This window comes from Formosa sp. F44, assembly GCF_056238645.1.
Map to the genome: position 1 here is coordinate 521,152 of NZ_JBWDLJ010000004.1, position 24,579 is coordinate 545,730.

General features: G+C 34.5%; 23 protein-coding genes and 1 other RNA gene. 12 read left to right on the top strand and 12 right to left on the bottom strand.

The genetic code is table 11. The features are described from left to right. Window positions 1-126: 126 nt before the first annotated feature. From AC0UBM_RS14885 to AC0UBM_RS14900, 4 genes are all read right to left on the bottom strand, one after another. Window positions 127-675 carry a DUF4252 domain-containing protein gene (locus AC0UBM_RS14885; protein ID WP_475689148.1) on the bottom strand — a complete coding sequence of 183 codons (549 nt, stop codon included), beginning with the start codon at window positions 673-675 and terminating at the stop codon, window positions 127-129. 64 nt (window positions 676-739) lie between these two features. Then, a complete protein-coding gene (locus AC0UBM_RS14890; RefSeq protein ID WP_434035646.1) occupies window positions 740-1,333 on the bottom strand; it encodes a DUF4252 domain-containing protein in 594 nt (197 codons plus the stop codon). Between the two features lie 6 nt (window positions 1,334-1,339). Beyond that, entirely contained in the window at window positions 1,340-1,831 is a 492-nt protein-coding gene (locus tag AC0UBM_RS14895; protein ID WP_475689149.1) for a hypothetical protein, read from the bottom strand. Next, window positions 1,818-2,327 (bottom strand): RNA polymerase sigma factor, encoded by a 510-nt coding sequence (locus tag AC0UBM_RS14900; RefSeq protein WP_414036889.1) that lies wholly within the window; start codon window positions 2,325-2,327, stop codon window positions 1,818-1,820. The genes AC0UBM_RS14895 and AC0UBM_RS14900 overlap by 14 nt, the downstream gene beginning before the upstream one ends. 129 nt (window positions 2,328-2,456) lie before the next feature. Between AC0UBM_RS14900 and AC0UBM_RS14905 the strand changes: the two genes are divergently transcribed. Continuing rightward, on the top strand, window positions 2,457-3,941 hold the full coding sequence (locus tag AC0UBM_RS14905) for a S41 family peptidase (RefSeq protein ID WP_475689150.1): 1,485 nt from the start codon (window positions 2,457-2,459) through the stop codon (window positions 3,939-3,941). A gap of 10 nt (window positions 3,942-3,951) precedes the next feature. After that, a complete protein-coding gene (locus AC0UBM_RS14910) occupies window positions 3,952-4,650 on the top strand; it encodes a Dph6-related ATP pyrophosphatase (RefSeq protein ID WP_414036887.1) in 699 nt (232 codons plus the stop codon). A gap of 7 nt (window positions 4,651-4,657) precedes the next feature. On the opposite strand, the gene AC0UBM_RS14915 is transcribed toward AC0UBM_RS14910, so the two are convergent. The 3 genes from AC0UBM_RS14915 to AC0UBM_RS14925 all read right to left on the bottom strand — a co-directional run bounded on the left by AC0UBM_RS14915 (window position 4,658) and on the right by AC0UBM_RS14925 (window position 7,737). After that, window positions 4,658-6,214 (bottom strand): hypothetical protein, encoded by a 1,557-nt coding sequence (locus AC0UBM_RS14915; RefSeq protein ID WP_475689151.1) that lies wholly within the window; start codon window positions 6,212-6,214, stop codon window positions 4,658-4,660. A 92-nt stretch (window positions 6,215-6,306) separates the two neighbouring features. Then, entirely contained in the window at window positions 6,307-6,696 is a 390-nt protein-coding gene (locus AC0UBM_RS14920; protein WP_475689152.1) for an acyl-CoA thioesterase, read from the bottom strand. 3 nt (window positions 6,697-6,699) lie between these two features. Then, window positions 6,700-7,737: a glutaminyl-peptide cyclotransferase gene (locus AC0UBM_RS14925; RefSeq protein ID WP_475689153.1), complete on the bottom strand. Its 1,038-nt coding sequence runs from the start codon at window positions 7,735-7,737 to the stop codon at window positions 6,700-6,702. 87 nt (window positions 7,738-7,824) lie between these two features. Between AC0UBM_RS14925 and ffs the strand changes: the two genes are divergently transcribed. The 3 genes from ffs to fsa all read left to right on the top strand — a co-directional run bounded on the left by ffs (window position 7,825) and on the right by fsa (window position 9,582). Then, window positions 7,825-7,923: signal recognition particle sRNA small type (ffs, locus tag AC0UBM_RS14930), an RNA gene on the top strand. An 86-nt stretch (window positions 7,924-8,009) separates the two neighbouring features. After that, on the top strand, window positions 8,010-8,813 hold the full coding sequence (locus tag AC0UBM_RS14935) for an SDR family oxidoreductase (RefSeq protein WP_475689154.1): 804 nt from the start codon (window positions 8,010-8,012) through the stop codon (window positions 8,811-8,813). Between the two features lie 115 nt (window positions 8,814-8,928). Further along, window positions 8,929-9,582, top strand: coding sequence for a fructose-6-phosphate aldolase (gene fsa, locus AC0UBM_RS14940; RefSeq protein ID WP_414036882.1), 654 nt, complete (start codon window positions 8,929-8,931; stop codon window positions 9,580-9,582). An 84-nt stretch (window positions 9,583-9,666) separates the two neighbouring features. On the opposite strand, the gene AC0UBM_RS14945 is transcribed toward fsa, so the two are convergent. After that, on the bottom strand, window positions 9,667-11,085 hold the full coding sequence (locus tag AC0UBM_RS14945; RefSeq protein WP_475689155.1) for a TlpA family protein disulfide reductase: 1,419 nt from the start codon (window positions 11,083-11,085) through the stop codon (window positions 9,667-9,669). A 153-nt stretch (window positions 11,086-11,238) separates the two neighbouring features. Here AC0UBM_RS14945 and AC0UBM_RS14950 point away from each other — a divergent pair, with 153 nt between their 5' ends. Then, window positions 11,239-12,858: an ABC-F family ATP-binding cassette domain-containing protein gene (locus AC0UBM_RS14950; protein ID WP_414036880.1), complete on the top strand. Its 1,620-nt coding sequence runs from the start codon at window positions 11,239-11,241 to the stop codon at window positions 12,856-12,858. A gap of 48 nt (window positions 12,859-12,906) precedes the next feature. On the opposite strand, the gene AC0UBM_RS14955 is transcribed toward AC0UBM_RS14950, so the two are convergent. Then, window positions 12,907-13,143 (bottom strand): putative signal transducing protein, encoded by a 237-nt coding sequence (locus AC0UBM_RS14955; protein ID WP_414036879.1) that lies wholly within the window; start codon window positions 13,141-13,143, stop codon window positions 12,907-12,909. A 179-nt stretch (window positions 13,144-13,322) separates the two neighbouring features. Between AC0UBM_RS14955 and AC0UBM_RS14960 the strand changes: the two genes are divergently transcribed. Next, a complete protein-coding gene (locus tag AC0UBM_RS14960; protein WP_038528380.1) occupies window positions 13,323-13,514 on the top strand; it encodes a cold-shock protein in 192 nt (63 codons plus the stop codon). A 195-nt stretch (window positions 13,515-13,709) separates the two neighbouring features. After that, window positions 13,710-13,901, top strand: coding sequence for a cold-shock protein (locus AC0UBM_RS14965; protein WP_414036878.1), 192 nt, complete (start codon window positions 13,710-13,712; stop codon window positions 13,899-13,901). A 70-nt stretch (window positions 13,902-13,971) separates the two neighbouring features. Here AC0UBM_RS14965 and pheT read toward each other — a convergent pair whose 3' ends face one another. Continuing rightward, window positions 13,972-16,398 carry a phenylalanine--tRNA ligase subunit beta gene (gene pheT / locus AC0UBM_RS14970; RefSeq protein WP_475689156.1) on the bottom strand — a complete coding sequence of 809 codons (2,427 nt, stop codon included), beginning with the start codon at window positions 16,396-16,398 and terminating at the stop codon, window positions 13,972-13,974. 121 nt (window positions 16,399-16,519) lie between these two features. Here pheT and AC0UBM_RS14975 point away from each other — a divergent pair, with 121 nt between their 5' ends. After that, on the top strand, window positions 16,520-17,734 hold the full coding sequence (locus AC0UBM_RS14975; protein ID WP_475689157.1) for a peroxiredoxin family protein: 1,215 nt from the start codon (window positions 16,520-16,522) through the stop codon (window positions 17,732-17,734). A gap of 1 nt (window position 17,735) precedes the next feature. Here AC0UBM_RS14975 and AC0UBM_RS14980 read toward each other — a convergent pair whose 3' ends face one another. Further along, a complete protein-coding gene (locus tag AC0UBM_RS14980) occupies window positions 17,736-20,270 on the bottom strand; it encodes a DUF559 domain-containing protein (RefSeq protein WP_475689158.1) in 2,535 nt (844 codons plus the stop codon). Between the two features lie 82 nt (window positions 20,271-20,352). Between AC0UBM_RS14980 and AC0UBM_RS14985 the strand changes: the two genes are divergently transcribed. Genes AC0UBM_RS14985 through AC0UBM_RS14995 form a run of 3 tightly spaced genes read left to right on the top strand, consistent with a single transcriptional unit; the run spans window position 20,353 to window position 24,196 of the window. Then, entirely contained in the window at window positions 20,353-22,371 is a 2,019-nt protein-coding gene (locus tag AC0UBM_RS14985; RefSeq protein WP_475689159.1) for a M1 family metallopeptidase, read from the top strand. Then, on the top strand, window positions 22,368-23,273 hold the full coding sequence (locus tag AC0UBM_RS14990) for a patatin-like phospholipase family protein (RefSeq protein ID WP_475689160.1): 906 nt from the start codon (window positions 22,368-22,370) through the stop codon (window positions 23,271-23,273). The genes AC0UBM_RS14985 and AC0UBM_RS14990 overlap by 4 nt, the downstream gene beginning before the upstream one ends. After that, entirely contained in the window at window positions 23,270-24,196 is a 927-nt protein-coding gene (locus tag AC0UBM_RS14995; protein ID WP_475689161.1) for a patatin-like phospholipase family protein, read from the top strand. Before AC0UBM_RS14990 ends, AC0UBM_RS14995 begins: the two co-directional genes overlap by 4 nt. A 12-nt stretch (window positions 24,197-24,208) precedes the next feature. On the opposite strand, the gene AC0UBM_RS15000 is transcribed toward AC0UBM_RS14995, so the two are convergent. Next, window positions 24,209-24,544, bottom strand: a complete 336-nt coding sequence (locus AC0UBM_RS15000) for an avidin-fold protein (protein ID WP_475689162.1) — start codon at window positions 24,542-24,544, stop codon at window positions 24,209-24,211. Between the last annotated feature and the right edge of the window lie 35 nt (window positions 24,545-24,579).

Consider the following 24,579-nt stretch of genomic DNA (forward strand, 5'->3'; position numbering starts at 1 on the left):
GTTTCGGGATATCTGAGTTTGTAAAAGATTTAAAAAGCAAAAGACTTAGCTAGGTTACAATACGAAAACGGTCTAAATGATGATAATCATTTAGACCGTTTATATTTGGGATAAGTAAATATGTTTTTAGTTATTAAAGAAGTCTATAGCACCCTTCATTTTAGTCATATCAATGTCTCCTTTTTCCAATACTTTGGCTAACGACATAATTTGAGAAGGTTTCATATTATCTCCAAGCACTCTTAAAACACCAAATCCAGTATCTTTTACGTTTCCATAAACAATTAATTCATCTATAGATTCTTCATCGTCACCAACATACTTAAGAGTAAATTTACCACCATGGTTGTTTATAACCATAAGTTCGTTGTAGGTTTCATTATTTAAAATAAGTTCTACTTTTTCCTTTTCAGTAATAAAGGCATCGGGTTGTGTTGTGTCTTTTTTATATCCTAAGAAGTTTAGGCGTTTAATAGATTTATAGGTCGCCAATTGAGCATCATCTAGCTTCGATTCGTCTAGGTTTAATACAGTAAGCGGTAAATCTACCGTAGTGAAATTTTGTGCTTCTTGATGATCTACAATATAGGTTTGTAACGTAGGTTCAGATTTACAACTTGTAAGTAATAATCCGAAACAAAAGAATATGGCGAAAGTTAATTTATAAGATTTCATAACATTTAGGTATTTAAAAACAGCGTTCTAATACTTTAAATTAGAACGCGTTTTAAGTGTGGATTTATTTGTTGTTCTTTAAGTGTTCTCCTCCAGGTATATTCATTTTACTGGTTAGTTTAGAGATCTGATTTAAATCGATATCTCCTGTTAAAAGAGCAACTACAGTTTCAATCTTTCTGTTTTTTCCATTAATTTCTATATTGGCATCTTTGGTTAAATCTCCAATACCATTTACAAAAATTAGTAGTTCTTTTACGTGATCTGCATCTTTACCTTCTTTTACGTAAAATTTCACTTCTTTTCCGTCGTCTTTTACTTCCATTAATTCGTCTAAACCTCCTTTTTTAGATGTCATCCAAGTAGAAATATCGGTAGCAATAGCTTTGTCGTCTGTAATAATTGTTTTAAAACTCGTAATACTATTTACCATGTCTAGATAAGCTTGAGACTCGGCATCGTCTGTACTAATGTCCAGTTTTGCTAACATCTGAAACATTTTTGGTTTAATATTTACGTACGTTACATTTGGATTTTCGCTGTATTTATCAAAAATGGATTGTGCCATCATGCTTGCTGGTAATAATACTAAGGCAAGCGCAAATAAGATTAATTTTTTAGTCATCGATTTGGAATTTGTATTTAATATAGTTTTCATAATTCTTTATTTTTTAGTTGTAAAAATGATGTTTGAAGAGTGTTCTAATTCGTTAATATATCCTACTGTTGCCATCCCTTTATTGTAAGATTCTAAATAGCCCATAGTAGAAGCGCCTTTGTTTAAAGATTTAGAAATTAATTCTAAAGACCTCACAACTTCTTCGTAAGCCAATTGCGGATCTTGAATTGTACCTAAATCGTCATGTGTTTGTGATATGTTCTGAGTGGACTTAAAATAAAACCCTAACATTAAAACAGCAATTGCGGCGACGCTTAACCAAGCATAAATTGGTTTTTTGTTTGTTTTTAGTGCAATATCTTTATTAAATGTTTCATTTTGATTGGCTTTAAAATAGGCAAATAAAGGTCTGTAAACTTCTAGGTGCGGTTCTATTTTATCTTGAGAAAAGTAGGCTTGTAACTGTTGCTCTTCTTGCAAAGTTGTCTCTCCGTTTTCGTACTTTTCAAGTAAATGTTCTATTTTATTTAATACCATAATTATGCGTATTAGTTAACTGTTCTCTTATTGTTTTTCGTGCTCTAGATAATGCAACTCTCACAGCTGTATTTTTCATGTCTAGCATTTCTGAAATTTCATCTAAATCATACTGTTCTATGTCTCTTAACTGTATAACCATGCGTTGCTGTTCTGGTAAAGTTGCAATGATTTTTCCAACCCAATCCAGGCTATCTGTCGTTTCAACTTGTTTATGAAGACTTGTATTATGGTCTTCATAATTACTGTGTACTATTTTTAAATTCTGTGCTTGCTTAGATTTTAATTTGTCAAAACATAAATTTTTTGTCATTGTCATGGAAAATGCTTCTATATTTTTATAAGCTTCCATTTTATTTTTATTGGACCACAGTTTAATCAAAACTTCTTGCGTCGCATCTTCCGCTTCTTCGCTAGATATCAATAAACGTTTTGCTAAACGATATACTTTATCTTTAAAGGGTAATACAGTATTTAAAAATTCAGACTGGGTCATTTTTTTAATTCGGTTGTTGGTGTATTATTGGTGGTTTAATATTACGACGAACGATTATATAATTTGTTACAAAAAATTTTATAACTGCTGTTAAATAAAGTAAATTTATACTTTATACTCAGATTTAATATGCAACATTTAAAGATTCCCTTTTTCCTTTGTGCGCTTGTATTGTGTTTAACTAATTGCGCTAAAGACGAAGATGATTTCCTAGTGACTACTTCAGAAATAAACGATTTTGTATGGAAAGGCATGAATGCTTTTTACTTATATAAAGACAATGTTCCGGATTTGTCGGATGCTCGATTTACATCAAACACCGAATATCAAAATTACTTAAACGGTTTTTCTACACCAGAAGGTTTGTTTAATAGTTTATTGTACAATACGAGTACCGAAGACCGATTTAGTTGGATAACAGACGACTATATAGCGCTAGAGCAACAGTTTAGCGGGGAATCTGTTACACACGGTATGGAATACGGTCTGGTGCTTTTACAAAATACGGGAAATAAAGTTTTTGGTTATGTGCGTTACGTCATGCCAAATACAGATGCCGAACAGAAAGGCATAAAACGAGGCGATATTTTTAATCGTGTAAATGGTGTCGAGTTATATTACAACTCTTCAACAGATACAAATATAGATCTAGTAAAAGGCACGTCGTATACTATAGGTATGGCGACATATAATGATAATGGTACAGTAGATAGCGACGATGATAGTTTTGAAAGCATCCCTGAAGAAGTGGATTTAGTGAAATCTTCACACACAGAAAATCCGATTTACAAACAAGAGGTTTTAAATGTTAACGGAAAAAAAGTAGGCTATTTAATGTATAATGCTTTTACAGGTACAGATGCTTTCGACTCCCAACTAAATAGTGCTTTTGGTACGTTTAAGAGTGAAGGTATATCCGATTTAGTTCTGGATTTAAGATATAACCCGGGTGGTTCTGTAAGTACCGCAACTTGGTTGGCTTCTATGATTACGGGACAGTTTACGGGCGATGTTTTTGTGAAAGAAGAGTGGAATAGTGACTGGCAAACTTATTTTGAAACGAATAGTCCCGAAGCCATATTAAATCCGTTTGTCGATACCATGGAAAAGCGTAGTACTTCAGGTTCGGTTTCTTTTAGTGAAACTATTAATCATTTAAATCTAAGTAAGGTTTATGTGCTTACCACCAGAAGTACGGCTTCTGCAAGCGAGCTTATTATTAACGGATTAACGCCATATATAGATGTGGTTCAAATTGGAGGCATTACAACTGGTAAGTATCAGGCGTCCCGAACGGTTTACGATTCGCCAACATTTAGTAAGGCCGAAGTAAACACTAAGCATACATATGCCATGCAACCTTTAATCTTTAAATCGCTTAATGCCTTGGGGAATACAGATTATTTTAATGGGTTAACACCGGATATTACATTAAGTGAAAATTATGGAAATTTAGGTGTTTTGGGTGATGTTAATGAACCGTTACTAGCGGCGGCTTTAGCCGATATTACGGGAACATCTAGAAGACAATATTCTACAGATGTGAGTATACCAAAGGAAATAAGCCACAGTAAAATGTTGCAACCTTTGCCAAATGCGATGTACGTAGATTAAAGGTGTAAGTATGAATAAAATCTATTTTAATTGGAGCACCGGAAAAGATTCTGCTTTAGCTTTATATGAATTGCTACAGGACGAATCCTATGTGGTAGACAAGTTAGTGACTACCGTAAACTCACATTTTAAGCGTGTTTCTATGCATGGATTACGTGTAGAGTTATTACAAGCCCAAGCAGATGCCATAGGGATTTCTTTAGATTTTATAGAATTGCCCGAGTCACCCAATATGGAAGATTATAATACCATAATGAAGACGGCAGTACATCAGTTAAAAATTGCAGATTATACGCATGCGGCCTTTGGTGATATTTTTCTGGAAGACTTAAAGTTCTATAGAGAAATGCAACTGTTGGAAGTTGGAATACAAGGTGTGTTCCCGTTATGGAAACGAAATACTAAAAAGTTAATCACGCAGTTTTTAGAATTAGGATTTAAAGCCATTGTGGTTTGTGCCGATGCTAAATATTTTTCGGAAGATTTTGTGGGTACGGTGCTAACAGAAGCGGTTATTAATAATCTGCCAGCAGACGTTGATCCGTGTGGTGAAAACGGTGAATTTCATACCTTTTGCTTTGATGGACCACTATTTAAATCGCCAATTCCTTTCCGAATAGGGGAGAAGACCTACCGAGAGTATCCAGCTCCGAATAAAAAAAGTAAACCTGCTGGATTTTGGTATTGCGATTTGCTTGGTGAAAATTAGTTACGGATTAATCTTCCTCAAAGATAGTATGCTGATACGCTCCTAAATCTGGAGCAACTGTTCTGTTGGTGTTTAATACATCTAAAGGTACCTGATTTGCGAAAATAGAATTCCCTTGATCTATCGCTTTAGAATCTTCGCCTATAGTTAATAGATTTTCACTCGGATTATTAAAGTCAGGATCTTCGTTAAATAACATGTTTTCGTAATGCGTCGTGTCGTTAAAGTCGTAATTCGGACCTGAATAATCGGTGCTAGATGAATTTTGGAAACGAACTAAACAATTCGTGAATTTAAAATTGAAAGCAACCTGCTCGTCTTCAATTTCATCAAGAACAAACTCAGGGTTATCATTTCCATAAATAATACAATTATTAAAGTTAGCTTCAGACAAGTCGGCTAAATAGGCCGTATTTTCTTCGTCTAAAACATAATTGTTAATTAATAAAGCAGGAAATTGTCTAAAACTATTACTCCAGTAATTAGCAAGTGTTGCATGTGTAATATTATATCGTCCGCCCAAAGTGGCTGCAAAAGAGGACTGGCCGCTGTTATTTATCACTAAATTCTGAGCCGTAATAGATGTGTTTCTTCCTAACACTCCAAAATTACTACTGTTGTAAATTTGTGTATTTGTAAGTGTCAATTTATTATCGTTCGGATTGCCTTCGCTTAATATCGCAACGGTGGCATTTTTTATGGTTGCATAATTTATACTGTTATTACGGCTTCCTTCATACAGCCAAATTGTTCCCCATTGTCCAGGGATATCCGAAAAGCTAGGTTCTAAACGATCGCCTTCAAAAATCACTTCGTTATCTAGGGTTTCTTGGTCGTTGCTATAGCTTCCGTTAACCTGTAAAGAGGCATTTTCTCCCACAAATAGTCCGGAATCACTATGAAAATGAATGCGAGCGCCCGCATCGATGGTTAGGGTTTTATTATTTGGAATTGCCGCATAGCCGTAAATCACATAAGGTTTAGCATTCGTAAACTGTAATTCGTCTTCAGTTAAGTAACGTCCTTGAATTTCAGATGAAATCTGTTCGCCATCCACTTCAACAGTAAGTGTTTCTACTATGCCTTCATCGCTCTTACTCGGATAAATAAAAACAGCATCTTTCACCAAAGTCACTAATTCTACTTTTTGTGAGTTTGTGCCCGAGGTGAATTCAATTTCATCGGTATATAAATACGTCGCATCAGGATTGGTAAAATCGTTAAAATCTATCGTAGTTTCAATAAAAACATACATACTATCTTTTGCTAGAATTTCGACATCTTGAAATACTTTTCCAGACATACCATCTACATTTAATCGATAGCTTGAACTTTCCCCACGACCTAGTTTAAGCGATGGAATTACGAGGTCTTCATTACTATTATTATATACTTTTAAGTTATAAGTGCTAGAGCCAATATTGGTAAAAACGGTATCTAAATACACCGTGTCCCTAGAGAATGTGAGGGTGCCGTTACTTTGTGTAAATTCGAAATCTTTTCGGCAAGAACTCCAAAGCATTAAAAAAAGACAACATGATATAAAATAGATAATACGTTTCATAATATAAACAGAATCTCTTTTTAGGAGATATTAGGTGAAAATATAACTTTTGGTCGAAATTAAGATTTAATCTTTAGCGCTTTAGTAGATTTTTATTGAAAAATAGCCTTTACATCTTCTGGTATTCGCGTAGGACGTTTTGTTTGGGTGTGAATTAAGCACCAATGCGTATCGGCAGTTAGCATGAGTTTCTTTGTTTTTGCATGATAGAGTTCTACAACGCGAATAGATTTTACACCGGTAGCTTTTTTAATGAAGGTTTTTAAGACCAATTCATCTCCTAGTAAAGCTTCACCTTTATAGTAAATATGGTGTTCTATAACCACCCATATATATAAGTCCTGCATTTCTGAAGTTGCGGTGTTTTGCCAATGCCCTTTAGCCACATCTTGAATCCATTGCACATAACGTACATTGTTTACATGGTTTAATTCGTCTAAATCGTCTTCGGTTACGGTGACCTTATGTTCAAATTCTTTCATGAATTATTGCTTAGGTTTTACAGTAACTTCAAATAGTTTGTCCCAGCGTTTTCCTGTTACAAATAATGTTTTTGTTGCAGGATTAAAGGCCATACCATTTAAAACATCTAAACCTTGGTGTTGTGTCACTTTCTTTTTTAGTGGTGTAAAATCGATAACGCCTTCTACAGCACCGTTTTTCGGATTAATAATTGCAACACCATCTTTTTGGTAAATATTAGCATAGATTTTACCATTAATCCATTCCAATTCATTTACACGTCCAATTTTACCTTTATTCGTATATACTTGAATATAGCTTTTTTCCTCTAAAGTTTCTGGATCTAAAATCCAAATTTTCTCGGTTCCATCACTCTTATATAACACTTTACCATCGTTACAAATTCCCCAACCTTCTTTGCTGTTATTGTATTTAAAGCTCGATGTTTTTTCTAAGGTATGTATATCGTAAACAAAGCCTGTTCCTTTTTGCCAGGTGAGCTGATATAGTTTTTCGTTTAAAACGGTTAAGCCTTCTCCAAAATACTCGTCGGCTAACTTTATACCATGTATTATGTCACCTGTCTTATAATCTATTTTTCTAAGTTTAGATTCTTTATACTGTCCAGTGCTTTCATACAGTGTATCGTTATAAAATTCTAGGCCTTGAGTGTAAGAAGTAATATCGTGAGGATAGGTATTTAATAACTCGAAAGTGTATACTTTAGGCGATTTGTCGTTTAATATAAGTAGAGGAGCATTTACAGTTTGAACGTCGTCGGCCGTATAAATGGTCGCTTTTATATTTTGTTTCCCTAATTTATGCTGACTTAAATTTATGCTTTCAGAGATTCTAAGGTCGTTAATAAAGTAAACTATAGAATCGATTTTGATGTTTTTTGGGTTTTTTACAGAAAGATTTAGGTCCTCATGTAGAGAAATTCCATTGCCAGGAGCATTAGTTTGTAATGTGAAATCACTTTTTTTGTCATTCGAGCTACTTCCGCAAGAAAATAATGTAGCAGTTAAAAATATGACAATGAGTATGTTGCTTGCTTTCATTTGTAAGTTTTAATTTTAAGCAATTTATTTATTTAAAATCAGTTAAAAAAATCATTGCGTAAAAATAAAAAGGATGTATATTTGCATCGGCAAGTCCTACACAACTAGCTCCTGTTGAATCCTCCAGGGCGGGAACGCAGCAAAGGTAAATGGTTGTAGCAGTGTGATGTAGGTAGCTTGCCATTTTTTATGCCTTATAGTTTCCTAAATTTCTCTTCACTTTTCACTTATTTAAATTGTACTTTTACCGACTTAAATCATAGTATTAATTTATGTCTAAAGTTGTTTTAATTACAGGTGGATCTTCAGGAATAGGAAAGTCTATAGGAGAATTTTTATCCAATAAAGGATTTAAAGTTTATGGTACCAGTCGGTCTCCAGAACGTTATACTTCCAGTCTGTTTCCTATTCTAAAATTAGATGTAAAAGACGTCTCTACAATCTCTAGTTGTGTGCAATCACTATTAGAACGAGAACCGCGTATCGATATAGTAATTAATAACGCGGGTGTTGGTATTACGGGGCCGATAGAAGAAATTCCATTAGACGAGATGAAAAATCATTTCAATACTAACTTTTTTGGTCCGTTAGAAGTTATTAAAGCCGTTTTACCACAAATGCGAAAGCAAAAAAGCGGGTTAATTATAAATGTAACCTCTATTGCTGGATATATGGGATTGCCATATCGTGGTATTTATAGTGCGAGTAAAGGCGCTTTAGAGTTGGCTACCGAGGCGCTTAGAATGGAGGTAAAAGGGTTTAATATTAAAATGACTAATGTTGCTCCAGGAGACTTTACGACTAATATTGCTTCGGGACGTTTTCATGCTCCCATTCACGAAAATTCACCATACAAAGTGCAGTACGAGAATACCTTGAAATTAATGGATTCTCATGTCGATTCTGGTAAAGATCCTATAATTATGGCAGAGGCTATTTATAAGATAATTAATACCGAAAACCCAAAAATCCATTATAAGGTTGGAGAATTGTTACAAAAGTTTTCTATTGTTTTAAAACGTGTACTACCAGACAAGGTTTACGAAAAAATGTTGTTAAATCATTACAAATTATAAAAAGTAAACGTTTAAGTAAATAAAGCCCGTTATTTTGATGAAATAGCAGTCAGAACACGCTTAATATTGTAAATTAGCAACATCGTTAGAATACAAATAAAATAAATATATAATAATGAAATTTTTTATTGATACAGCAAATTTAGCTCAAATTAAAGAAGCACAAGAATTAGGTGTTTTAGACGGGGTAACTACAAATCCGTCGTTAATGGCAAAAGAAGGTATTACTGGTCACGATAATATTTTAAAACATTACGTAGACATTTGTAACATTGTTGAAGGTGATGTAAGTGCAGAAGTAATTGCAACAGATTTTGAAGGTATGGTTAGAGAAGGTGAAGCCTTAGCTGAATTACATGAGCAAATTGTTGTAAAATTACCAATGATTAAGGACGGTATTAAAGCGTGTAAATATTTTTCTGAAAAAGGAATTAGAACAAACGTAACCTTAGTATTTTCTCCAGGACAAGCGTTATTGGCTGCAAAAGCAGGTGCAACGTATGTGTCTCCTTTTATTGGACGTTTAGACGATATCTCTACAGATGGTTTAAACCTGATTGCAGAAATCCGTCACATTTACGATAACTATGCTTTCGATACTCAAATCTTAGCCGCTTCTGTACGTCATACAATGCACGTTATTGACTGTGCTAAATTAGGAGCAGATGTAATGACGGGACCATTAAGTTCTATTGAAGGTCTATTAAAACACCCGCTTACAGATAGTGGTTTAGCTAAATTTTTAGAAGACTACAAAAAAGGAAATTAATTCCGAATGACTTTATAAAAAAAAAATCCTCAACATATGTTGAGGATTTTTTTATGACTTATATTTTTTATTTAAGAGGAATTCTTAACGATTTAGCATCCCTAATAATTGCATTTCAAAATCTTTAGAGAACATATTGGTATGACTGTTAATAATAGTCAGGTTTTTATCAATTAGCATCACTCTATTAATAGAATTAATAGCTAGTATTTGCCTAGAGAAATTAGGATCTTTAAAGTGATATTCGTTTTTAAGCGGATATTTATACTGCTCTAAATAGTTTATCCACTCCTCGTTGTTCTTGTCAATATTCATGGCTATAAAGTCTATTTCAGGATACTTCTTAGCCAGTTCTTGAGTCATTCTATGGCTATCTAAAAAATGATTTTTTAGGGTAAAAGACCAAAAGTAAATCACAGTAGGACGTTTAACAAAATCACTTAAATAAAGTTCTTCATTTGAGTTATTAGTAACTATAGTATTTGGTAATACGTTTCCAGGTTTTAGTTTTTCTAGAGATCCGATTAAATTGGAAATTTGCTCGTTGTTTTTGGCAAGCGTGCTTTTTTCTAAATAAGATTCTAAATACGGTGTGTAATTACTAATTTTTGCAGACGAGTTAATGTAGCGCAATGCCGCAAAATTTAACAGTGAATTTTTAATTGAATCGTTAGAGACTAAACTATCTATTAATTCAAGTTTAGATAAGTTAAAATCTAAATTTCTATTATTAAAGATACTGTCGTTAGACTCCTCGAAGTGTTTTTGTAAAGCGATATTGTTAAAATGGTATCTTAAAAAAGTGAAGTACGGAAAGTAATCTTTTAAAGACTCGTCGTTATAATCTACTTTAGATCTGTAGGCGTAGAAATCACGAGGTAGAGATTTCATGTTTTTCAACTCACTATTTCCGTAAAAGGTAAAAGGATACAATTCCTTTTGTGCATAAAAATTATAATCGATGTTCGCTTGTGCGATATGATTAAATTTATCCGATGTTTTGTATTTAGATTTGAACTCGTCTAAATTTTTCTGATAAAGTGATTTAATAGAATCGACTTTAAATGCGAAGTTTTCTGGGGTAGTCTGACTAAATTTTAAAATGGCCCGATTAGACTTTTCATTTTGTAAAAACATATTAATCAGGTAATTATTTTCTTTTGCACCACGCCCTGTGAACACCAAAGATTCGTCGAAATCTAAATTGTTTAGTCTAAAAATAATACTATCGTTAGGTTCGAGTAAAACCATTTGTATTTCGCCACCATGAGAGAAGGTGTATAGTCCAGCGTTTACAGGATTTATTTTAAATAAAAATCTATTGTTTTGGTCTAACTGAACGGTATCTAAAACAATCTTATCTTGAGAAATTACAACATAATTATTGCTAGGATTGATTATTTCTCCTCCCAGAAAAGCACAATTATCGTGTCCATATTTATTTTCCTTTTTACAAGATGTGAAACAAACGGAAAGTATAAGAATTAAGTAAAGGTGCTTCATAAATTAGAGCTCTCTTGATTAAATAGATACAAACAAAAATATGGGAAGCAGTCAACTTCGTCTGTTAACGGGGTGTTAAATATTTTTAAGATATTATTTCTTTCGTGTAATGGATGTAATTTTCTATTTTTGCGGCTAATTAAAACACTATATATGTTATCAGTTTCAAATCTTTCCGTTCAATTTGGGAAGCGTGTGCTTTTCGATGAAGTAAGTACAGTTTTTAATCAAGGTAATTGCTACGGGATTATTGGTGCTAATGGCGCTGGAAAATCAACTTTTCTTAATATAATAGCAGGAAAGCAAGAGCCTACTTCGGGTCATGTTCATTTAGAACCTGGCAAGCGTATGTCGGTTTTAGAGCAAAATCACAACTTGTACGACGATCATACGGTTTTAGAGACCGTTATTATCGGGAACAAGCCACTGTTTAAAATAAAAACAGAAATAGATGCACTTTATGCTGATTACACAGATGAGAATGCTGAAAAAATTGGTGAACTTCAAGTGCAGTTCGAAGAAATGAATGGTTGGAATGCCGATAGTGATGCCGCGGCTTTATTATCTAATTTAGGGATTAATGAAGAATATCATTACACCTTAATGAAAGATTTAGATGGAAAGCAAAAAGTACGTGTGTTATTGGCACAGGCGCTTTTTGGAAATCCAGATGTCTTAATCATGGATGAGCCTACCAACGACTTGGATTACGAAACAATTAGTTGGTTAGAGCATTTTATTGCGAATTTCGATAACTGTGTAATTGTGGTATCTCACGATAGACACTTTTTAGATGCCGTGTGTACACATATCTCTGATATTGATTTTGCTAAAATTAATCACTATTCAGGAAACTATACATTCTGGTACGAGTCGTCTCAATTAGCAGCTAGACAACATGCACAGCAAAACAAAAAAGCTGAAGAGAAGAAGAAAGAATTAGAAGAATTTATCCGTCGATTCTCTGCTAACGTTGCAAAAAGTAAGCAAGCAACTAGTAGAAAGAAAATGATTGATAAATTGAATATAGAGGATATTAGACGTACAAGTAGACGTTATCCAGCCATTATTTTTGAACGTGATAGAGAAGCTGGAGATCAGATTTTGAATGTTGAAAATTTATCGGCTTCACTAGATGGAGAAATCTTGTTTAAAAACATCAACCTAAACCTTAATAAAGGCGATAAAGTGGTGGTATATTCTAAAGATTCTAGAGCAACAACCGCATTTTATCAAATTTTAAATAATAAGGAGCAAGCAGATTCAGGTTCGTTTAGTTGGGGAGTAACTACTTCTCAATCGTATTTACCTTTGGATAACAGTGCTTTTTTCGATAATAACTTAACTTTAGTCGATTGGTTACGTCAGTGGGCAACTACAGAGGAGGAGCGCGAAGAAGTATTTGTTCGTGGATTCTTAGGAAAGATGATTTTTAGTGGGGAAGAAGCTTTAAAAACATCTAATGTATTATCTGGAGGTGAAAAAGTACGTTGTATGTTAAGCCGAATGATGATGGTTAGAGCTAACGTATTAATGTTAGACGAACCAACTAACCATTTAGACTTAGAGAGTATTACAGCATTTAACAACTCGCTAAAGAACTTTAAAGGAACCGTGTTGTTCTCTACTCATGATCATGAGTTTGCGCAGACAGTAGCTAACCGTGTAATTGAATTAACACCTAGCGGAATTATTGATCGTTATACTACATTCGATGAATACATGTCAGATTCTAAAACAAAAGAACAGCGTAACAAAATGTACGCTGTCTAAGTTATAAAATAAAATATGCTTTAAAAACCCTGATTCGTCAGGGTTTTTTTATGCGTCTAATTCCGAAGCAGTGGCTTCAATAATTTTAGCAGCCGCTTGTTGCTCGTCCTTATTAACGTATAAATCTTGTTGTCCCTGAATAGAGCTTCCAAAACCTGCTAATCTTCCAGATTCACTCTCGTCTTTAATAATAGCATTTATGCCAGCAGCTTCAAGTTCTTGAACAATTCTTTGGGTGATAATAAAACTTCCTGTAAATACTCTTATATAATTTGAATCTTCCATGGTTTTAAAAATTTAGTTATACTTAAAGATACGAACTTTTCAATAATCTTTTAAGATCTTTTAAAATTAGGGTGATAAAAGAAAAATTGAATATTTATTAAAAATAAAATAAAATTATAGCAGGTTATCTAATTTATAACACTACATTTGTAGTAATTATAATTATTTAATTTATTACAATGAACAAAGGAACAGTAAAATTCTTTAACGACTCAAAAGGATTTGGATTCATTATTGAAGACGACACAAACAAAGAACATTTCGTACACATCTCTGGATTAATTGACGAAATTCGCGAAGGAGATGCAGTAGAATTCGATTTACAAGAAGGTAAAAAAGGATTAAACGCAGTAAATGTAAAAGTAATCTAATACTTTCAGTAGTATATATACTTTTTAAGATCTTGAAACCCTATCAATTTATTGATAGGGTTTTTTTATGTTTATAAGTTAGATTTTCAATGTTTTGTGTTGCATTTGAGTTAAAAATATAATTGCGTATTTATTTTGCTAAGTAGTTAATAATCTTAAATTTGTTACTATTATTAATATTATTTTTTTAAAACAGTGAAAAACGGAACAGTAAAATTCTTCAATGAATCTAAAGGATTTGGATTTATAGTAGAGGAAGGTTCAAGCAATGAGTATTTCGTACACGTTTCTGGCTTAATTGACAGAATTGAAGAAGGAGATACAGTTGAATTTGAATTAAAAGAAGGAAAAAAAGGATTAAATGCGATTAATGTAAAAGTTATCTAATTTTTTAATTTTTGACACAAAAAAAAGGCCTGCAATTTGCAGGCCTTTTTACTTATATATTGTCAATCCATTATCTTAATTCCGCACCTAATTTGTTTTCAAAATTAGATTGTAATTTATTCATAATCTTGTCGATTTGCTTGTCGGTAAGTGTCTTTTGTTCGTCTTGTAAAATAAAGCTCACTGCGTAGCTCTTTTTGCCGTTAGGTAAGTTTTTACCTTGGTATACATCAAACAAGTTTACCTCTTTTAAAAGTTGCTTTTCCGTTTGTTTTGCAATCGTATAAATCTCTTCAAAAGTTACTTGATCGTCTAGAAGTAAAGCAAAATCACGACGTACTTCTGGGTGTTTAGCAATCTCGGAGTATTTCGTTTTATTGTGTTTTACTAAATCGATAATAGCATCCCAATTAAAATCGGCGAATAAGACTTCTTGAGAGATATCAAAATGCTTTAAAATGCTAGATTTAACTAAGCCAAACTCCACTAATTTTGTTTTACCCAGACCTAATTGTAAGCCTTCGCTAAATATGTCGTTGGAAATAGGAGAGGTTCTAAATCTAGTTAAACCTAAACGTTCTAAAACGGTATTAATAATACCTTTCATATAAAAGAAGTCTCCTTTTAAAGGTGCCGAGTTCCATGTTTCGGTAGATTTATTTCCTGTAATAAATAACGACAAGTGTTTAAACTCTTCGCGATTTTCATTGTATTGGTGATAGGTTTTTCCAAACTCAAAGAATTTTAAATTCGGACGTCTTCTGTTTATGTTGTGAGACACAGCTTCTAAACCTGAAAACAACAACGACTGTCTTAAAACAGATAAATCGTTACTTAATGGGTTAAGCATGCTAATGTTGTAATCTGATTTTAATTGTTCACTCAAGTTAACATAATCTGGCGATGTTAAAGAATTGGCCATAATCTCGTAAAACCCTTGTGAAGCTAATTGATTTCCAATGGTGTTTTGAATTTTATGATCTTCAAAACGTGACGAATTAGAAATAGATGCATTTAATTTCTCAGTCGTTTTTACATTGTTGTAACCGTAAACACGTAATATTTCTTCAATAACATCGGCTTCACGTTGTACATCGTTTCTGTAAGCAGGAACTGTTAAGCCTAAACCAGTTTCTGTAACGTTGTTTATCTTAATGTCTAAAGACATAAGAATGCGCTTAATTACATCTTTAGGTATTTCCTCACCAATAAGACGTTTTGCATTATCAAAGCTTAAACGAACCTGGAAATCTTCTATTTTATTGCTGTAAGAATCTTCTATTTCACTAGAAATTTCTCCACCAGCAAGCTCAACAATTAGTAAGGCGGCGCGTTTTAAAGCGTATTCACATAAATTAGGGTCTATTCCTCTTTCAAATCTAAAAGAAGCATCTGTGTTTAAGCCGTAACGTTTTGCGGTTTTTCTAATACTAACCGGATTAAAATAAGCACTTTCTAAGAAAATATTAGTAGTGTTTTCTGTAACTCCAGATTGTTCGCCACCAAAAACTCCAGCAATGCACATTGGTTTTTCGGCGTCACAAATCATTAAATCATCTTCGTGTAAGGTACGCTCTATACCGTCTAAAGTAGTAAATTTCGTTCCAGCTTCAACTGTTTTTACAATCACTTTCTGACCAGAAATTTTGTTAAAATCGAAAGCGTGAAGCGGTTGTCCTAAATCGTGAAGTACATAGTTTGTAGCATCTACAACATTATTTTTAGGTGTTAAACCAATCGCTTTAAGTCGGTTTTTTAACCATTCTGGAGATTCTTCAATTTTAATTCCAGAAATACTAACGCCACAGTAACGCGGTGCTAATTCTTTATTTTGTACATCAACATCTACACGAAATGTTCTGTTATTCACATGAAACGCGCTAACAGAAGGTGTAATAAGCTCGGCGTGAATTTCTTTTTGTAACAAACCGGCTCTTAAATCACGGGCTGTACCATAATGACTCATGGCATCGGCACGGTTTGGTGTTAATCCAATTTCGAAAACCAAATCATTTTCAACATCAAATATATCGGCTACAGCTGTTCCTACTTTTAAATCGGCATCTAAAACCATAATACCATCATGAGACTTTCCAAGACCAAGTTCATCTTCGGCGCAAATCATTCCAAAACTTTCTTCGCCTCTAATTTTACCTTTTTTAATGGTCCAAGCTTCACCGGTTTCAGTATATAAAGTCGTGCCAATAGTAGCAACAGGAACTTTTTGTCCAGCATCTACATTTGGTGCACCACATACAATTTGTACAGGAGCTTCTGCGCCAATATTTACGGTTGTAATTTTTAATCTATCAGCATTCGGGTGCTGTATGCAAGTTAATACTTCACCTACAACAATGCCTTCTAGGCCTCCTTTTACAGATTGAAACGTGTCTATGCCTTCAACCTCTAGGCCAAGGTCGGTTAAAAGTTCTCCGGTTTGCTCTGCAGACCAGTCAGTTTTAATAAATTGTTTTAACCAATTGTATGAAATCTTCATGTAAAGCGTGTTTTCTTAAAAGCGCAAAGATAGTAATACTTCAACGTCTATAAAATTGTAAAATGTTTTTTTATTGTAAGGAATTTGATGTTTCTTCGAATACTAATTAAAACTATATTCTATGCGTTATTTTTTATTGCTAAGTGTTGCAATATGTCTATTTAATTGTAAACAACCTGAATCTGAAAAACTTGAAAAAGGCATGTGGAGGGCGACAATTGAAGCTCAAGATTCTGAGGTTTTACCTTTTAATTTTGAGGTGGTTAACGATAGTACGCTTACCGTGTTTAATGCCGAAGAAGAAATTAAAGTAGACGAGATTTCTTTTAAAAACGATAGTGTAATTATAAAACTACCTGTGTTTGAAGGATATTTAAAAGCGAAACTCACAGCTAGAAAATCGTTAAACGGATTCTTTATTATTGATGAATTAAAGCGTGCTGTGCCATTTAAAGCGGAATATGGCGTATATCATAGATTTGAAACCAGTAAAAAAGCCGATGTTAACGTCGAAGGTATTTGGGAAACAACCTTTTCTCCAGATAGTCCTGAAGATAAATATAAAGCCAAAGGTATCTTTAAGCAGAATGGCGATAACGTTACAGGAACATTTAGAACGACTACCGGAGATTATCGTTTTTTAGAAGGTAGTGTTGAAGGCAATACCATGAAGCTATCTGCTTTCGACGGTGCTCATGCGTTCTTGTTTACGGCGGATGTGAACGATAGTACAATGACTGGAACGTTCTATTCAGGGAATCATTTTAAAGAGTCCTTTAAGGCCAAACGGAATGATATGTTTGAATTAGCCGACGCCGATTCTTTAACCTTTTTAAAGCCAGGATACGATGCTTTAGCATTTACTTTCCCTGATGCTTCTGGAAATATGGTGTCTTTGTCTGATGCGCAATTTAAAGATAAAGTGGTTGTGGTGCAGTTAATGGGGACGTGGTGTCCTAACTGTTTAGACGAAAGTAAATATTTTGTAGAGTATTTAAAAGCTAATAACTCTGATGATATTGCGTTTATTGGGCTTGCATTTGAATATGCCAAAACGAAAGAAAAAGCCTTTGAAAACATCCAACGTTTAAAATCGAGGTTAGGCATAACGTATCCTATTTTATTGGCGCAATATGGGTCTACAAATAAAGAATCTGCTCAAGAAAAACTCCCTATGTTAAATCATGTGTTGTCTTATCCAACTGCGATTTACATCGATAAAAAAGGAAAGGTTAGAAAAATACACACGGGATTTAATGGACCTGCTACAGGAGATTTATATGATGATTATAAATCTGACTTTAAATCATTTATAGATAAATTGCTAAATGAATAGTTTAACTAATATAATTCCAAATATTTTTATATTTCGCTAATTGCTGATAGGTAAAAAGTATAGGACGATGCTGGTCTTTAATAAGTCTAGGGTCGTCTTTTAAAATGTTTTTTGCGTGAAAACGAGCGAGTTTTAAAATGTCGTTATCTTTAATGATATCGGCAATTTTAAGGTTTAAAATACCGCTTTGTTGTGTGCCCATAATATCTCCAGGACCTCGTAAACGTAAGTCGACTTCGGCAATTTCGAAACCGTCACTGGTTCTTACCATGGTCTCTAAACGGGTCTTGCTATCGTTACTTAGTTTATGACTCGTCATTAAAATACAGAAACTCTGTTCTGCACCACGACCTACACGACCGCGCAACTGGTGTAGTTGCGATAATCCAAAACGCTCGGCACTTTCAATAATCATAACCGACGCATTTGGGACGTTTACACCTACTTCAATAACCGTTGTGGCAACCATAATCTGGGTTTCTCCTTTTATAAACCGTTGCATTTCAAACTCTTTATCGGCGGGTTTCATTTTTCCGTGTACTATTGAGATTTGGTATTTCGGACTAGGGAAATCGCGAGCTATGCTTTCGTAGCCATCCATCAAATCTTTATAATCCATGTTTTCGCTTTCTTGAATCAGCGGATAAACTATATAAACTTGGCGTCCTTTATCTATTTCGTCTCTTATAAATCGCAATACTTTTAATCGGTTAGAATCGAAACGATGTACCGTTTTTATAGGTTGTCTTCCTGGTGGTAACTCATCGATTATAGAGATGTCTAAATCACCATAAACAGACATGGCTAAAGTCCTCGGAATTGGCGTTGCCGTCATCACTAAAATGTGAGGGGGTATAGCCCCACTAATCTCCCCAGAGGGGAGACTTTTCAATAGGTTTTCAATTTTATTTAATACGTTATCTATGTCTCCAATAACCTGTTCGTTCGTAAAACGAATCACTTTATACCCTAAATCATTTAAAATTTGGGTACGTAGATTGTCTGCTTCTTTTTGTTCTGCCGTGTTGTGATATCCTCCGTCTACTTCAATAATTAAGTTCTTTTCAAGACAAATAAAGTCGCATATAAATTCATCGACTATATGTTGTCTTCTGAATTTTGAATTGAGTTTTTTGGCACGTAAACTTTCCCATAAAATCTGCTCAGCTTGGGTGCTGTTTTTTTTGTTTTCTAGCTTTAAAGTCTTCAGTAAATTGTAGGCCGATGGTCGTGCCGTCATATACTTTTTGTGTATGGCTTTTGCCTCCTCCTTTTGGGAGGATTGAGGAGGGCCTTTTTTCCACAATTTACTTCTTTGTGCAACTCCAAAACGGTGTTGTTCGTCTATAATAGCAAGTCCTAAATTCTTAAATTTCACCTTGTCTTCTAGTAGCGCATGCGTACCAATTAAGATGTCTAATTCGCCATTTTCGAGGGCTTCGTGAATAATCCGCCTATCTGAAGTTTTAGTTGAACCCGTGAGTAGTTTTATACTGATATTTAATTCTTTACATAGGTAATGTAATCCGTTGTAGTGTTGGACTGACAAAATTTCAGTAGGCGCCATCAAGCAAGCTTGAAAACCGTTGTCAAGTGCGATTAACATTGACATGAGTGCGACTATGGTCTTCCCCGAACCCACATCGCCTTGTAAAAGCCGATTCATTTGCGCATTACTACCTAAATCGGCACGAATTTCTTTAATCACACGTTTCTGTGCGTTGGTTAAATCGAATGGTAAATGGTGTTTAAAGAAAGTGTTAAAATATTCGCCAACTTGGTCGAAAGGAAAGCCTTTTATTTTTGATTTATGAATTAGATTTTTCAGAATTAATTGCAACTGAATGTAGAATAATTCTTCAAATTTTAATCGGAATTGTGAGCGGGCTAAGAGCTCTTGGTTTTTCGGAAAATGGACATTAAAAAGCGCTTCAGATTTTGAAACTAATTTTAGTTCGGTTAATAAATCACGAGACAACGTTTCTTCAAATTTACCATGAGTTTCTAAAAATAACTGTTGCATGATTTTACTCATCACCCGATTGGTAATTCCTTTGTTCGATAATTTTTCGGTCGATGGGTAAACAGGTTGCATGGCCGAACGCAGGTTTTTCTCATGGTCTTCTAACAGTTCCATTTCCGGATGTGGCATGCTAAAGTTGGTGCCAAAAGCATTAGCTTTTCCAAATACCACATAATCGGTATTTAATTTAATACTTTCTTTGAGCCATTTTGCGCCACGAAACCAAACGAGTTCCATCGCTCCAGAGTCGTCTCGAAAGGTAGCAACTAAGCGTTTTCCTTTGCCTTGCGAAACTTCCTTAAGTCCGGTAACGCGCCCAATAATTTGTACATCGGCATTGTTACGCTGTAATTGAGCGATTTTGTAATATTGAGTTCGGTCTAGATAACGATTAGGAAAGAGATTAATTAAATCCTGATACGTATGTATGCCAAGTTCTTTTCTAAGTAAATCGGCACGATTTGGGCCGACACCTTTTAAGTAGTCAATTGGGGTTTGAAGCTTGGAATTCATAAAAACGAAGATAAATCTTATACTTGAAACATAAAACCCTAATTTTTACGAATTTTACTAAAACCTTTGTTATATTTAAGATATGAAGCATTTTTTATACCTTTTAATTGGGATATTCAGTAGTGTGTTGTGGAGTCAACAAATTGATGTGATTGATTTTAAGTCGATTACTGCACAAGTGTCTATTCAGCCTTTGGAGAGAGAAATTTCAGGTAAGGTATCGTATGTTTTTGATGTATTACATGCTACAGATTCTATTTTTATTGATGCTCAGCAGATGCACATTTCAAAAGTAACCTTAAATAAACAAGACATAGCCTTTACAAACGATGGTAAAAAACTGTGGATACTGTCTGATTTTGAAAGAAGTGATAATAATACGCTGAAGTTAGAATATACTGCAACCCCCAAAAAAGCCATGTATTTTGTAGGATGGGAATACGACGGCCGACAGCAAGTTTGGACGCAAGGCCAAGGGAAATACACGAGTAATTGGTTGCCGAGTTTCGACGATATGAATGAAAAAACAACCTTAGACCTGACCGTGAACTTTCTTGATGGCTATGAGGTTATTGCAAATGGTGAATTAAAAGAAAAAGTGAAATTGGAAGATGATTTAACATCTTGGCGGTATGTTTCGGCCAAGCCTATGAGTAATTATTTGTTTGCCATTGCCATTGGAAAATACGATAAAAAAACATTCCAATCTAAAAGTGGAATCCCTTTAGAGTTGTATTATTATCCAAAAGATGTTTCTAAAGTAGAACCAACATACAGATACAGTGCACAGCTATTTAATTTTTTGGAAACAGAAATTGGTGTGCCGTATCCCTGGAACAATTATAAGCAAATTCCGGTGGCAGATTTTCTGTATGCAGGGATGGAAAATACCACTGCAACCATTTTTTCTGATGCCTTTGTGGTAGATGACATTGGTTTTGTAGATAGAAATTATGTCAACGTAAATGCTCATGAGTTGGCACACCAATGGTTTGGAGATTTGGTTACCGAAACTTCGGGGACGCACCATTGGTTGCAAGAAGGATTCGCGACCTATTATGCGTTACTGGCGGAACGCGATATTTTTGGAAATGATTATTACAAAATGCGCTTGTATGAATATGCAAAGGAATTAGAAGCTCAAGATGCAAGCGGACAAAGTACAGCCTTGTTAAATCCGAAATCGAGCAGTACAACGTTCTATAAAAAGGGAGCGTGGCTCTTGCATGCTTTGCGTGTAAAAGTGGGCGATAAGGCTTTTAAAATGGCTGTTAGGCAATATTTGGAAGCACATCAGTTTAAAAATGTCGAGACAGACGATTTTATTAAGGCGGTAGAAGCGACTAGCGGTGAAAATTTAGATGCGTTTTTCGATTTGTGGTTAAATACTGTAGAATTTCCAAAGGAGTCTATTGTTGAAAATGCTAAAGACGATATGAGTTTTTACATCAAGCATTTGGAGCATATTGAATGTTCGGTCGATAAAGACGTCGATTTTTTAATGGACGCTTCTAAGTTTTATTTTGAAAAACAAGAAATCATAAAAAAACATCCGGAATTAATTACGGAATCGGTATTGCTTGAAAATGGTGTAGAAGTGCGTCAGACCATTGCTCAAACCTTGAGAACGATTCCATCAGAATTGCAATCGGCTTACGAAACCTTGTTAAACGATAAATCGTATCAGACTCAGGAAATGGCCTTATACAATTTGTGGTCTAACTTTCCAGATAAACGCGCTACATATTTGGAAGAAACAAAAGGGCGCGTTGGTTTTAAATCTAAAAATATCAGACAATTGTGGTTGGTTTTAGCTTTGTCGACTCCAGAGTTTGAAGCCGACAAGAATGTGTCTTACATCAATGAATTAATCAGTTATACAGGGCCGGAATACGATTTTGAAGTCCGTGAGTTGGCTTTTAGTTATGTCGATGCGCTTCAGTTGTATAATGAATATTCAATTTCAAATATCAAGCAAGCAACAACACATCACAATTGGCGACTAAGTAAAATGGCAAAACAATTGCTATCGGCTTTAGAAACACAGCCAAAGTATAAAGCTATTTTAAGTCGGTTAGAAACACAATCTACAACACCATGAGAGCGCTTGTAATTTCGGGAGGAGGAAGTAAAGGTGCATTTGCAGGAGGTGTGGCTCAATATCTTATAGAGCATAAAAAACATAATTACGACCTTATTATCGGGACATCTACGGGAAGTCTATTAGCTTCTCATTTGGCGCTTAAAAAAGTGGAGAAAATTAAAGGCATTTATACAAGTGTAACTCAAGACGATATATTTAATAGCTGTCCGTTTTTAATCAAAAAAAAGAGAGGTGTCGAAACCATTAGCATCAATCATGTGAATGTGTTGCGCAATATTTTAAACGGAAATAAAACATTCGGAGAGAGTTTAAACCTTAAGAAACTAATTAAAAAAGTATTTACCCCAGCCGAATTTTCAGAACTAAAACAAAGCGGGACTGATGTGGTGGTTACGGTTTCAAACTTATCTATTAATCAAACAGAATATAAATCGCTTAAAGATTTTGAATACGACGAGTTTTGCGAGTGGATTTGGATTTCGTGTAATTACACTCCGTTTATGAGTTTGGTGCAAAAGAATAGTTTCGAATATGCCGATGGCGGTTTGGGGTCTATGGTGCCTATAGAAGAAGCTATAAAACGCGGTGCCAAAGTAGTAGATGCTATTATTTTACAAACCGAAGTCACTCAATTTAACCGCATGCCATCCTTAAATGCTTTTTCGTTACTTACCAATATGTTTGCGTTTATGCTGGACCGTATCGAGAGTCAGAATATAAAAATCGGGAAATATGTTGCCACAAATAACGATGCGATTATTAACTTTTATTACACGCCAACCATATTAACCACAAACTCTTTAATTTTTAATAAAAAGAATATGATGAAGTGGTGGCAAAGTGGGTTTGAATTTGCCAAATATAAAAATGATGAAATTAGCCAATTAGAAAACATATGAGAGCATTAGTAATTTCGGGAGGCGGAAGTAAAGGTGCCTTCGCGGGTGGTGTCGCCCAATATTTAATAGAACGCAACAAGCGTGAATACGATATGTTTTTGGGGACATCTACAGGAAGTATGTTAATTCCGCATTTGGCTACGGGCGATTTAAAAAAATTGCATAAAATGTATACCAATGTCACGCAACATGATATTTTTAGCGTGAGTCCATTTATTCAACGCAAAAAAGAAGGCCGTGAGTATGTAACTATTAATTATTTGAGTTCCATACTTCAGTTTATTAAACGGAAACGGACATTTGGAGAGAGCAAATCTTTAAGACGAAACATTAAAAAGAATTTCACTTTAGAAGAATACAATCTCATTAAACGCACTAAGGAAGATGTGGTTGTAACGGTTACCAATTTGTCTAAAAGTAAAGTCGAGTACAAGTCTATTCATGATTATTCCTATGAAGAATTTTGCGAATGGATTTGGATTTCTTGTAATTACATACCGTTTATGTCTTTAGCGACAGTAAATGGTTACGAATATGCCGATGGCGGATTTTCGTGTGTGGTGCCTATTCAAGAAGCTATAAAACGCGGGGCCACAGAAATTGATGCGGTTATTTTGGAATCGGAACAGATGAAAAAAAATAAGGTCTTAGGAAAAAATCCGTTTTCATTAATGATGAATTTATTCGGTCATTTATTAGACCAAGTAGAACAGCATGATATTGTGATAGGAAAACTCGCCGCGATTCAGAAAACGGTAAAGCTTAACTTGTATTACACGCCTACCAAACTCACCGAGAACTCTTTAATTTTTAGCAAACCCTTAATGGAAAAATGGTGGAAACAAGGCTACGAATACGCCGAAGAAAAACATTTTAACGGGTCGACTTCTGGTGACGAAGTGAAGGGGAAGAGCGGTGTTTAGTAAACCATTAACTTAAATCTCCTCCAAAATAGATTTCCCTTTAGACTTATCTCCAGATGTCCACTGCCAGGTTTCATGAAGTCTGATTTTTCCGTTGGGAAGGATTTCAGGTTTAGAAGTACAGTTTCCTGTCATGAGTTGTCCTTTAGTATTGACCTGATGATAACGCATTTCAATGTTACCAAAGTCGTCTATCAACCCGATTAAATGTCCGCTTACTATGTGTCCACCTTGGTAGTTCGAGGTTAATATGTTTCCATTTTGTTTGTATATAAAACTAGTTTCAGCAGTAGTTTCTCCGTTTTCGGAATTTTTTACAGGTCTGAATGTTTTATTGTGATAGTTCAATTTTAAATATTGTTAAAGTGTTTTGATAGTGGTTT